We start from the raw sequence: 11,871 nt of genomic DNA, 5'->3' as shown, positions 1-11,871 counted from the left end.
AGGATAGGTCAATCCGCTTTGAGAATCGGTGCCGGTGGGGGGGAGCTAGCAGTATTAGGGTTATTATTCTGGTTGGCTAAAGCTTGGTTGGTGACCTGGAGAGCAATATTTTTAATCGAATCTTTATATTGCACTGGAGCGAGCATAATCGCCTGTTGGAAAAAGGGATCTGCTTCTTTCAATTTGCCCGTTTGCGCCATTACCTGGGCTTGGGCTAACACAGGACGGAAATCGTTGCTATTTACCTTACTGGCCGCTTCGTAAATGGCGATCGCCTGGTCGGGGCGGTTTTGACTAAGGTAAATTTCCCCCAGTAGTAATTGTAGAGAAGTAATTTGCTCTGGAGGCACGGCACCGGGAACGGTAGTTTGGCTTTTAATGGCCTGGGTGATGGCATTTTGCACAATGGCCACCGCTTCGGCTGGCCGTTCCTGTTCTGCGTACAGACCACTCAAACCTTGCAAAGCTTGGATGTTGTAGGGAAACTGATTCAAAATTTCCCGATACACCCGGGCCGCTCCATTATTGTCTTCCAGTTGGGCTTTCAGCTGGGCCAAAAGGATACGGTATTGCACTTGATCTGCCTGGATTTGCCCCAACCTTTCCAAAGGGGCGATCGCCGCCGGGAGATTTTTTTGTTGCAGACGAATTTCCAATAGGCCCTGGAGAGCATTGACATTATCCGGCTCCCTTTCCAGTACTAGCTGATAGCCCAAGGCTTGACTTTCCAGGGAAGTGGCACCGTTAACCACTCCATCGACGGGGGGTCGGGGTTGCCAGAGGGCCATTACTAGGGGCACGAGGGAAAATAACACTAGGGCGCTGACCATCGCCCCAATACCCACATAAACCCAAATATTCCGTTGTGTTTTGGTTGTTGCCACCCCAATGTCTCTCCAGATTTACTTTCGGTTTGATTACAGTCCTATCCACCGGGAACAACAATGGAACTAACGGGCTCGACCAGGGTAATGTGCCGAGCTTGAGCTGAACTTCCACCGTTCAGACCGGTAATATTTGTTTTCTCAGCATAGCCGCTTTGTCCCGATGCGCCAATGTCCGGCATTGTTGCCAAAATGGTTAGGCTTTCCAGCACAATATTTCTGAAGTTAACTAGCAGTCAGGGAGTTTAACGGTGTCAATTAAGTTAGTGGTGTTGGACATTGATGGCACGATCGCCGGTAAATCCAACCAAATTAATCCCGCTGTGGTGGAAACTATCCAACGGGTGCAAAGCCAAGGCATACAGGTGGCCCTGGCCACCGGTAGAATGTTTAGCTCCGCCCTGCGTTTCCATCGAGCAATCCAGTCTACACTGCCTTTGATTAGCTATAACGGTGCCTTGACCAAGCATCCCCACACCGGCTTAGTATTGCGGGAAAAACCCCTGCCCAAGGCGATCGCCCTAGGGATTTTGTCCCACTTTGAGCAACCGGCCTTAGCCCCCCATTTAGAAGTCCATTGCTACCACGACGATCAACTCCATGTACGGCAGATCACTCCAGAAACCCACATTTACATGGACAGATCCGGGGCCATTGCCCAAGCCAGTGGGGATTTAAGTACTATTATTAACCTGGGGAGCACCACTAAAATGTTAGCTATTAGCCGCAATGCTCCTCTGATGGCCCAACTGATGACGGAACTGGGGCAAAAACTCCAGGGGCAAAACGTTCATTTCACCCAATCCACCGAAATTTATTTTGAAGTCACCCACGCCGAAGCCACCAAAGGCCTGGCTGTCCAACACCTAGCCGAAGAAGTATTAGGCATCAGCCCCAAAGAAATTCTGGCGATCGGTGATAACTTTAACGACCTAGAAATGTTGCAATATGCTGGGGTAGGGGTGGCCATGGGGAATGCCCCTCCGGAAGTGCAAGCAAGAGCGGATTGGGTAACCGGGGACGTGGAAGAAGACGGTGTTTCCCTAGCCTTGACTAAGTTTTGCTTGGGAACAACCCCAGCTATTCCCCTGGGTTAACCGTGGTTGTGCAAAACAAAAGGAGCTCGCCAACGGCAAACCCCCCTTGAGATTCAGACAAATTGATATTCTGCCAAGGGACCTTAGTAGGTTTCCACGTGCCAACGGTGTTCTTTTTTCATTTGCCGCTGGAAGTCAGCCCAATTGGTACCCCGCTGTTCAGCGAGGTTAACGAACGCCTCGTCAATGCCGGGTTCCATACCTTTGAGACCACACATGTAGGTGTGGGTTTTCGGATTTTGCATCAAATTCCACAATTCTTCGGCATTTTCCGCCACCCGATGCTGGATATACATCCTGCCACCTTCGGCATTTTGTTGTTCCCGACTGATGGCATAGGTTAAACGGAAATTATCGGGGAATTCCGCCGCCATTTTTTCCAAATCATCTTTGTAAAGGATGTTTTCTGATTTGGGGATACCGAAAATGAGCCAGGCTAGACCTTTAAATTTGTAATCTTCGTGTTGTTCTTTAAACATACGCCACAGGAACGCCCGGAAGGGAGCAATGCCGGTGCCGGTGGCCAGCATAACAACGTTGGCATCTTCATCCGGGGGCAACAGCATTTCCTTGCCTACAGGGCCGGTGATGGCGATGTCGTCCCCTTCTTTAATGTTGCACAGATAGGTGGAGCAAACCCCTTGGACGGTTTCCCCGGCTTCGTTTTGATATTCCAATTGACGCACGCAGAGAGAAACAGTTTTGTCATCCCCAAAATCGCCGTGCCTGGTGGAAGCAATGGAGTAGAGTCTTAATTTATGGGGTTTGCCCTTATCATCTTCTCCGGGGGGAATAATGCCAATACTTTGCCCTTCTAGATAGCGTAGATCGCCCTGGGATAGGTCAAAGGTCAAATGCTGTACTATGCCAATTCCCCCTTCCCTGACTAAGGAATAATTTTCTAAAACTTTGCCCACATAGGGGGTTTTGGGACGGTAAATATTTACGGGAATGTCGTCAGCTTTTTTTTCTTTGGGGGTTGTTGCCATGGTTTTCTTAGACTCAGGGGCTGGGACGGCCGCCGCTTCTGAACCACTACCCTCGGATTGACTAGGTTTGGGAATGCCCTCGGTGTGGGGTAAAGGCGAATCTCCCTCCAGAGGTCTGATGCTGATAATTTTTCCTCCCATCCGGGTAATGCGCCGCATTTCTTGGTTCATCCGCTTTAGGGGGACGGTGATGAAAGTGCTACCGCTACGGCGGATGGGATAGTCTAAGCCATCAGTCATGGTGCTCTGACTCAGGCCGATTACCTCATAAACGAATAAACGATTACCGGCATCGCTCTGGCGGGATGAAGTCGCTACGTAACCGGGACTGTACATGGGTTAATTGCTCCCTACTCAATCAAATAATACTGACAGAAATTTATCGCAGTATTATCAAGCCTACCATCGTCAGGCGATCGCCGTAGCCGGGAGGAGCAGTGGGGTTAGAAGCGGAGATTTAGTTTTATCACCCTAACAAAGTTAACCCTGATAAAATGTAACCCTTGTATCACTTTCTCCCTAGACTAATTCCGATTTATGAAAATATTCGTAGAGTTACCAATTGGGTTGGGGCAATCTTGTAGAAGGGAATACAATTCTGATAGAATTCATACTCAGTATTTAGTGGGTCAGGCTATATCCCTGGCTAGAACCGAAGAGCGTTATCTGGGGTTGACCAGGACGACTAGACATTATAACTAGTTTCCTGTCGGCCCTTGACAGGGGGTTAACAAGCCCATAGGCTCTGGTTTGTCTCTCCAACACGCCGCCTGGGGTGAGGAGAAGTTTTTTAGGAAACCGGGTTAACAATCAGTTTTGCATTTTTGAGGGATCTTATGACCACACAGCTAGACCGCGTGGTTCTTATTGGTGTTGCCGGGGATTCCGGTTGCGGTAAGTCTACTTTCCTACGTCGATTGACGGATTTGTTCGGCGAAGAGTTTATGACGGTAATCTGTTTGGACGATTACCACAGTTTGGATCGTCAGGGTAGAAAAGCCGCTGGCGTCACCGCACTGGATCCTAGGGCTAACAATTTTGACCTCATGTACGAGCAAATTAAAACGCTCAAAAGTGGTCAACCAATCATGAAGCCCATTTATAACCACGAAACGGGCCTGCTGGATCCACCGGAAAAAGTTGAACCTAACAAAGTGGTGGTCATTGAAGGTTTGCATCCCCTCTACGACGAACGGGTGCGGGAACTAGTGGATTTCGGCGTTTACCTCGACATCAGCGAAGAGGTAAAAATTAACTGGAAAATCCAGCGGGACATGGCCGAACGGGGCCACACCTATGAAGATATTTTGGCTTCCATCAATGCCCGTAAGCCTGACTTCACCGCCTACATTGAGCCCCAAAAGCAGTATGCCGATGTGGTAATTCAGGTGCTACCCACCCGTCTAATTGAGGACAAGGAAAGTAAGCTCCTGCGGGTACGTTTGGTACAAAAAGAAGGGGTTAAATTCTTCGAACCCGCCTATCTGTTTGACGAAGGCTCTACCATCGATTGGCGCCCCTGTGGTCGGAAATTGACCTGTACCTATCCTGGTATCAAAATGTACTATGGTCCTGACAGTTTCATGGGCAATGAAGTTTCCCTGCTGGAAGTAGACGGTAGGTTTGAGAACTTAGAAGAAATGGTTTATGTGGAAAACCACCTGAGCAAAACCGGCACCAAGTACTACGGAGAAATGACCGAGTTGCTGCTCAAGCACAAGGACTACCCTGGCACAGACAATGGCACTGGTTTATTCCAGGTGTTGGTTGGCTTAAAAATGCGGGAAGTTTACGAGCAGTTAACTGCCGAAGCTAAGGTGCCCGCTTCCGTTTAATGAAATATGTCCTGGGAAGTTCCCTTCCCCATCCCCACATTTGCTGCAACAAGCAGGTGTGGGTTAATTATTATCTCTGGCATTCCCACTGGTAGCTAACCCCTGCCCCCCAATATTTAACCATGGTCAACCCCGTCGCTCTGCCCCAAACCTTTTTACTACTTGGCTCTGGGGAATTGGGCAAGGAGTTTGCCATTGCAGCCCAGAGATTGGGCAATCGGGTAATTGCAGTGGATCGCTATGCCGATGCTCCGGCCATGCAGGTTGCCCAGCAAGCGGAAGTCATTTCCATGCTAGACGGAGAAGCCCTAGGGGCAGTAGTAAAAAAATATCAGCCGGATTGGATTGTGCCCGAAGTGGAAGCAATCCGCACAGAAAAATTATTGGAGTTAGAGGCCCAGGGTTATCGGGTCATTCCCACTGCCCGGGCTACCAATTTAACCATGAACCGGGACCGCATCCGGGAGTTGGCGGCCCAACAGTTGGGAGTCCGTACCGCCCGTTACGACTACGCCACGGGTTTGGCAGAGCTGGAACGAGTTAGTCGAGCCATTGGTTTCCCGAATGTGGTTAAGCCGGTGATGTCCTCTTCTGGTAAAGGACAGTCCGTAGTCAATAGTAGTGAAGGGGTAGTCCAGGCTTGGCAGGCGGCGATCGCCGGAGCGAGGGGGGATCAAACCAAGGTGATTGTGGAGGAATTTATTCCTTTTGAGTTGGAAATTACGTTGCTAACCATTCGCCAGTGGCAGGGGGAAACCCTTTTTTGTGAACCCATTGGCCATCGCCAAGAACGGGGAGATTATCAGGAATCTTGGCAACCGGCCCTTTTAAATCGGGGACAACTAACCCAGGCCCAGACGATCGCCAAAACGGTTACCGACGCTTTGGGGGGAGCTGGTCTTTTTGGGGTGGAATTTTTTATTACTCCGGAGGAAGTAATTTTTTCTGAATTGTCTCCCCGACCCCATGACACTGGCATGGTGACCCTCATCTCCCAAAATTTAAACGAGTTTGAGCTACATTTACGGGCCATTTTAGGTTTGCCCATTCCCCGCATCCAACAAATGGGGCCCGCCGCAAGCGCAGTCATCCTGGCCCCGCAAGCTGGGGAAAAGCTTAGTTACACGGGACTAACGGAAGCATTGGCCCAACCGGGCACCGATGTGCGTTTATTTGGCAAGCCTAACGCCCGACCCCATCGCCGTTTAGGGGTGGCCCTAGCCCAAGGGGAATCCGTTGACCAGGCTCGACGTTTAGCCCAAACTATGGCTGAAAAGGTAATTGTACAGACAAAGTAAAACTCCCTGGGGCAAGGAATCTGCTTGGGGGAGCTTTGCTCGAAGAATTATTGGTAAATCTAATCTAGCAAATTAACTGTGGGCCACGTCCTGCCCCACCACATCCACCACCACAGGTTCCTGGGGAAAATCCTTCTCCTGTTTGACGGCTTTATTTTTTAGGCTAGTAAGGACCATTTGGGAAATTTCCGACACCAACAAAGTGGCAATTAAACCATCGTCAATCCAACCCACTACGGGGAAAACGTCAGGCAGAAAGTCAATGGGGCTGAGGAGATAAACTAAAGAGCCAATAACAATCCACCAACGGTACCGGGGATGCTGGAGCATTTGACGGTACCAGCCATAGAGGGATTCGAGGGAAAATTTCATGGGGTGCTGGGGGGAGAAAGAACAATTTCAACAATTTAATTTTGACAAATGAAACGGCTACTCAGGGGAGGAAAACTCCCTGGGCTAGGGACGGATTCCCCTCCAGGGTTAAATTTAACAAGAGGTTTCAGTACTGGGTGCTGATATTGCCCCCCAGTCGGCAATAATGTATCTGTCGTTAACCTTGTCTTTCCCAGGCCCATGCTGATTTCCCGTGCCCCCGTCCGCATTAGTTTTTTTGGTGGGGGAACCGATTATCCTGAGTATTTTCTTCAGCATGGTGGTGCAGTTCTGGCCACGGCGATCGATAAATTTTCCTACGTCACTGCCAGCCCTTTTTTAAGTCATTTATTTGACTATTCCATTCGAGTTTCCTACCGCAAAGTAGAATTGGTCAAAAATCCCGGTGACATGGAGCATTTGGTCTTTCGAGAATGTCTGAAGTTTTGTGGTTTGGAAAAGGATATTGAGCTTCATAACGTGGCGGATTTACCTGCCTTTACCGGCCTCGGCTCCTCTTCTGCTTTTACCGTTTCCCTACTCCAGGCGCTCCATTCCTTTAAAGGGGAATTTATCCGTCCTTTGGATTTAGCCTATGAAGCCATTTATGTGGAAAGACATTTGGTTAATGACAAAGTGGGTTGTCAGGATCAGTTAATGGCGGCCGTGGGGGGATTTAATCTGGTGGAATTTCGTAAAGAAGATGATATTGTGGTCAGCCGAGTGACCATGGCCCCAGAAAGAATGGCGGAGTTTGAAGAACACATTTTTATCGTTTTTACGGGCATTAAACGGCGGGCGGCTAATGTGGTGGAAAAACAATTAAAACGGGTGGGTGATAACAAGGAAACCCTTAAACTAATGCGTTCAATGGTGGACAAAGGCTGGGATATTTTAACTAGCAATCAATGTTTGTCTGCTTTCGGTGAACTCCTAGACCAAGCTTGGCAAGCAAAACGGAGTTTGGATGTGGGTATTTCCAACGACGATATCGATCACATTTACCAACAAGGTCGAGAGGCGGGGGCTTGGGGCGGGAAGCTACTGGGGGCCGGGGCCGGGGGCTTTATGCTCTTTTTTGCGCCTCCGTCGGTGCATCCCCGTCTAGCAGAAACCTTTAAAAATCACCAGATTTTGTCAGTAAAAATTAATGCTCCCGGTTCCCAAATTATTTTTTCTTAGCTGGATAATTCGGGCACTCTTTCCCCACAATCGGCAAGTTTCCTAAACAGATGCCGTTAATGAGTGGCAATTCCAGGGAAAATTTCGTCACCATAGAGAATCATTGCTTCATCATTGGCTTCTCTCCGTTATGGTATCCCTAGAGTCTTCTCCGTCCGCCCTATCTCCCCACACTCCCCCCCTCTTTTGGCAATGGCGCAACCAGGCGATCGCCTATCAAAAAAGGGGCGATCGGGGCCCGGCGGTGTTGTTAATCCATGGCTTTGGTGCCTCTTGGGGTCACTGGCGTAAAAATATCCCCGTCTTGGGAGAATATTGTCGTTGCTACGCCATCGATCTGTTGGGCTTTGGTGCTTCGGCTAAACCCTTGCCCAGTGAAGCATTGGGCTATACGTTCACAACATGGGGAGACCTAGTGGCAGATTTTTGTCGAGAAATAATCGGTGAACCCACTGTCTTGATTGGCAACTCCATTGGCTGTGTGGTAGCCATGCAAACCGCCACAGAATATCCTGAACTGGTCACTGGTCTAATTGCGCTTAACTGTTCCCTGCGGTTACTCCATGACCGGAAGCGCTCAGCCTTGCCCTGGTATCGTCAAGTGGGAGCGAGCATACTGCAGACATTGCTTGGTTATCCCCAGATTGGCAAGTTGTTTTTCCGACAGATAGCCCGGCCTAACACTGTGCGTCAAGCTCTCTGTCAAGCCTATGTGAACAACGATGCGGTAACCGAAGATTTGGTGACAATGCTTCTGCGACCAGCCCAGGATCCAGGGGCAGCGGAAGTCTTTCTCGCCTTTACCGGCTATTCCCAAGGTCCCCTGCCGGAGGATTTGTTACCCCGCATTAATCGCCCAACGGTGCTCATTTGGGGAGAAGGGGATCCATGGGAACCGATCGCCTTGGGGAGGGAGTTGGCAAATTATGATTGTGTGGAGGAATTTATCAGCTTGCCGGGGTTGGGGCATTGTCCCCAAGATGAGGCCCCGGAGGTGGTGAACCCGATTTTGCAACAATGGATTGAACAATGGACTTAGCTTGACTCGTGCTAGAAGCAGCCGATCCTTGATCTGAGCTCAGCAATGGAGGGTTCCTTTCCCCTAGCTACCTTTTTTGCACCAGTCGGTCTAACCTTTCTTGCACCGCTAACTTGAGCAAAGAACGGATTAAGAAGAGGCTAAATAGCCCAGCCAAACCAAAACCGACCACGGCAAAGCGGGCATAAATTGTGGACAGCAATACCGTCGCCGACAGTAGGGTGAACCCGGTTAAACAAGCAAAAATGAGACTTTTCAGAGCCAAGTGAATTTTCCTCAATAGGCGATCGCCTTCCGGGGAACGGGTGGCAAATTGTAACTCGCCCCGTTCTAGTTTGGCGGTTAATTCCTGAAGAAACTGTTGATTACGGGAGGGTTTGTTCAATTGGTCGAGGACAAATTGTTGAACTTGCCGCACCAGGGCCATCACTAGGGAGCGTTTAGGTTGGGCAACGGTAACACTTTGGATGAAGGGCTGACTGGCGGCGATTAAATTATAACGGGGGTCCAAGGCCCGGGCGATGCCATCCAGGGTGGAAATAGATTTTAAAATAAAAGTCATTTGGGGTGGCAAGCGGAAAGGTTGTTGCTGGAACATGGCATATACCTCTTCTCCCACCTGATCGAAGGCTTTAATATCGATGGGTTTATCGCGAAAGTTATCCAGCAAAAAATTAATAATTCTCTTGATGGGACTTAAATCCCCCTTTGGCTCCACCAGTCCCATGTAAATTAGGGCTTCTAGCACTTGGTTGACATCTTTTCTTAGCACAGCAAAAAAGGTTTGTATCATCTGGTCTTTGGCGATGATTTTTACCTCCGCCATGGTGCCAAAATCATAAAAAATCAAGTCCCCCTGGCTATCCACCGCCATATTACCTGGATGGGGATCGGACTGGAAAAAGCCGTCAATTAATAGTTGTTTTAAATAGGCACAAATACCTGTTTGAATGACTAAATCTAAATTAATGCCAGCGGTTTCCAATGCTTGGCGATCGTCTACTTTAATACCGGGCAAGTATTCCAATGTTAAAACCATACGAGTGGTATATTGCCAATATATTTTTGGCACTTTGACCCGGGGATAATCGGCAAAGTTTTGGCGAAATCTTTCCGCGTTTTTGCCTTCGTGAATATAATCAATTTCTAAAAAGAGTAGGGAAAAAAATTCCTGGTAAATGGCCTCAACTTCATATTTTTGAGCTAGGCTATGAAACCCCGGCAACCACCGCCTGGCCAGTCTTAAAGTTTGATGTAAAAGCTCAAAATCGAGGTTTAGTAAACTGTCCAACCCAGGCCTTTGTACTTTCACTACCACCGTTTCCCCAGTGGGTAGTACGGCCCGATGTACTTGCCCTAAACTGGCTGAAGCTAGGGGGGTGATTTCAAATTGTTGAAAAAGGTCTTCGATCGCCCCATGCAATTCCTGTTCAATGACGGCGATCGCCTGGTGGGAATCGAAGGGGGGCACCCGGTCTTGGAGTTGGGCAAAGGCTTGGATATACTCAGCGGGAATAATGTCGGCTCTGGTGGAGAGGGACTGGCCAATTTTGATAAAAGTGGGGCCCAGGTAAAGTAACTGCTGCACCAACCATTGGGCTCGGTGATAACGACGTCGGCTAGAATTGGGGGCAGTGAGCCGATCCCAGAATAAAAAAAAGAGAAAAGATAGAAAAACCCTAGTGACCGCTAGTTGTCTGCGCCAGGGCCGACGGGACAAGCCTGACCAACTCAGGTACCGATCCGCCACCGGTTGCGAAATGAGCATCATCAATGGAGGAAAAATTATTCAGTCGCCCCAGACCCGGGAATCATTAGGGTAAAAGTTATCACGCTTTGGCCTGGCTGGCTGGAGGGCTCCCCAACAACGCTAATCTTACCATTGAGCTGTTCGATTAAAGTGCGGACAATGGTCAAGCCTAGCCCTATGCCGGCGATCGCCGAATCAATTACCCATTGCTCCCGATAAAACGGATCAAACAAATATTCCAAATTCTTATTATCCATGGCGTTAGTCTGGTTACTAAAGGTAAATTTGACCATTCTTGTTCCTTGGATTAGAGTCTGGTCATAATTGTCTATGGTAATAGTAACAACACTACTAGCCGGAGCAAATTTTTGAGCGTTGATTAACAATTCTTGGAAAATTTGCCCCAGGGAAACAGAATCTGCTTTAACTAAATAAATTTCCCCTGGGCAATGGAATTCCATGGCTATCCCTTGGTTCTTTTTCTCCCATTGGTGCTGATGGATAGCTTTTTTGAGTAAGGGAATGGCGTCAAAATCCTGCAATTGTAACGAATTTTGTTCTTGCTTAAGTTGACGTAACTGTAAAATCTTGCCATTAATTTCGTTCAATTTATGCCATTCTTGCTCAAGAATAGCCAATCTTTGCGCTAATTTTTCCGGGGTGGGAGTACTGGTACGTAAGGTTGCCACCACCATGCGAATATTCGCTAAAGGGTTACGAGTTTGGTCACTCATAGTGGTAACAATGTTGTTAATTAAGTTTTCATTCCATTGTTTTTGTTGCTCTAGCTGTTGCCGACTAGCTTCATACCAAATTCTTAAAATGGGGCTCTTTTCAAAAAAACTACGGGACATATAGGGGGCGCAAATTACCCCTGGATCGTAGATGCCTGCCATGGGGAAATTTTCCAACAATTCATCCTTGGGCAGATCAGTTTCCAATAGCAGTTGATTAATAACCCCCAAACTATCTTGTAGGCTTTGTAGAGGAAATGACTGATTTTTTCTTGCAGAGTTGCCCATAGTCTGGGGGTCACCAACCATTATCACCCAACCATTTTCTTTCCTTTGAAAAGAAGTTTTAATGGCTTCTATCCTAGGAGAATGTAGATGAAAAAATTCCTGTAGCTCCGGCCAATCCTCCCCCGCTAAAATCAGTGCCCGTCCATTGGCGATCGCCTCTAGGGTTTGGGAGTGGCAACCCTGCCAAAAATCCCCACCTGGCCAACGGCCATGGCTTTTCTCTGGACACCAAAACCAAGGCTGTCCTTGGCCAACCACCCAGACAACCCCTGCCGCCCCTAAGGCTTGTCCCAACCTTTCCGCCAATAGTGGGGGCACCGATTCGTGGGCTGGGGGATGACAAACCAGCTCCATGAGCGATTGTTCGAGGGGAATAGGGTGAGATGCCATCAGTACGATCAAC

The 11,871-nt window shown here is 48.6% G+C and carries 11 protein-coding genes; 5 read left to right on the top strand and 6 right to left on the bottom strand.

Features of this window, described 5'->3' with window-relative positions; all coding sequences use genetic code 11:
• Positions 1-8 precede the first annotated feature (8 nt).
• Together D082_RS10345 and D082_RS18585 are read right to left on the bottom strand one after the other, a co-directional pair.
• A complete protein-coding gene (locus D082_RS10345) occupies positions 9-884 on the bottom strand; it encodes a lipopolysaccharide assembly protein LapB (protein WP_028947745.1) in 876 nt (291 codons plus the stop codon).
• A 41-nt stretch (positions 885-925) separates the two neighbouring features.
• Positions 926-1,096, bottom strand: coding sequence for a hypothetical protein (locus D082_RS18585; RefSeq protein WP_158506509.1), 171 nt, complete (start codon positions 1,094-1,096; stop codon positions 926-928).
• A gap of 39 nt (positions 1,097-1,135) precedes the next feature.
• Here D082_RS18585 and D082_RS10340 point away from each other — a divergent pair, with 39 nt between their 5' ends.
• Positions 1,136-1,981 carry a Cof-type HAD-IIB family hydrolase gene (locus D082_RS10340; RefSeq protein ID WP_028947746.1) on the top strand — a complete coding sequence of 282 codons (846 nt, stop codon included), beginning with the start codon at positions 1,136-1,138 and terminating at the stop codon, positions 1,979-1,981.
• Between the two features lie 83 nt (positions 1,982-2,064).
• Here the strand turns inward: D082_RS10340 and petH are convergent, their stop codons facing one another.
• Positions 2,065-3,306 (bottom strand): ferredoxin--NADP reductase, encoded by a 1,242-nt coding sequence (gene petH, locus D082_RS10335; protein ID WP_028947747.1) that lies wholly within the window; start codon positions 3,304-3,306, stop codon positions 2,065-2,067.
• 500 nt (positions 3,307-3,806) lie between these two features.
• Here petH and D082_RS10330 point away from each other — a divergent pair, with 500 nt between their 5' ends.
• Positions 3,807-4,805, top strand: a complete 999-nt coding sequence (locus tag D082_RS10330; protein WP_028947748.1) for a phosphoribulokinase — start codon at positions 3,807-3,809, stop codon at positions 4,803-4,805.
• A 122-nt stretch (positions 4,806-4,927) separates the two neighbouring features.
• Positions 4,928-6,103: a phosphoribosylglycinamide formyltransferase 2 gene (gene purT / locus D082_RS10325; protein WP_028947749.1), complete on the top strand. Its 1,176-nt coding sequence runs from the start codon at positions 4,928-4,930 to the stop codon at positions 6,101-6,103.
• Between the two features lie 72 nt (positions 6,104-6,175).
• Here the strand turns inward: purT and D082_RS10320 are convergent, their stop codons facing one another.
• On the bottom strand, positions 6,176-6,475 hold the full coding sequence (locus tag D082_RS10320; protein WP_028947750.1) for a YkvA family protein: 300 nt from the start codon (positions 6,473-6,475) through the stop codon (positions 6,176-6,178).
• Between the two features lie 201 nt (positions 6,476-6,676).
• Between D082_RS10320 and D082_RS10315 the strand changes: the two genes are divergently transcribed.
• Both D082_RS10315 and D082_RS10310 read left to right on the top strand, forming a co-directional pair.
• Positions 6,677-7,657 carry a GHMP kinase gene (locus tag D082_RS10315; RefSeq protein ID WP_028947751.1) on the top strand — a complete coding sequence of 327 codons (981 nt, stop codon included), beginning with the start codon at positions 6,677-6,679 and terminating at the stop codon, positions 7,655-7,657.
• Between the two features lie 130 nt (positions 7,658-7,787).
• Positions 7,788-8,696, top strand: a complete 909-nt coding sequence (locus D082_RS10310; protein WP_028947752.1) for an alpha/beta fold hydrolase — start codon at positions 7,788-7,790, stop codon at positions 8,694-8,696.
• A 67-nt stretch (positions 8,697-8,763) separates the two neighbouring features.
• Here D082_RS10310 and D082_RS10305 read toward each other — a convergent pair whose 3' ends face one another.
• Entirely contained in the window at positions 8,764-10,467 is a 1,704-nt protein-coding gene (locus tag D082_RS10305) for an AarF/ABC1/UbiB kinase family protein (RefSeq protein ID WP_028947753.1), read from the bottom strand.
• A gap of 14 nt (positions 10,468-10,481) precedes the next feature.
• Complete coding sequence (locus D082_RS10300) at positions 10,482-11,858, bottom strand: sensor histidine kinase KdpD (protein ID WP_028947754.1); 1,377 nt, start codon at positions 11,856-11,858, stop codon at positions 10,482-10,484.
• Positions 11,859-11,871 lie beyond the last annotated feature (13 nt).

This window comes from Synechocystis sp. PCC 6714, assembly GCF_000478825.2.
Lineage (GTDB): Bacteria > Cyanobacteriota > Cyanobacteriia > Cyanobacteriales > Microcystaceae > Synechocystis.
This window is presented reverse-complemented; position numbering and strand designations above follow the sequence as displayed.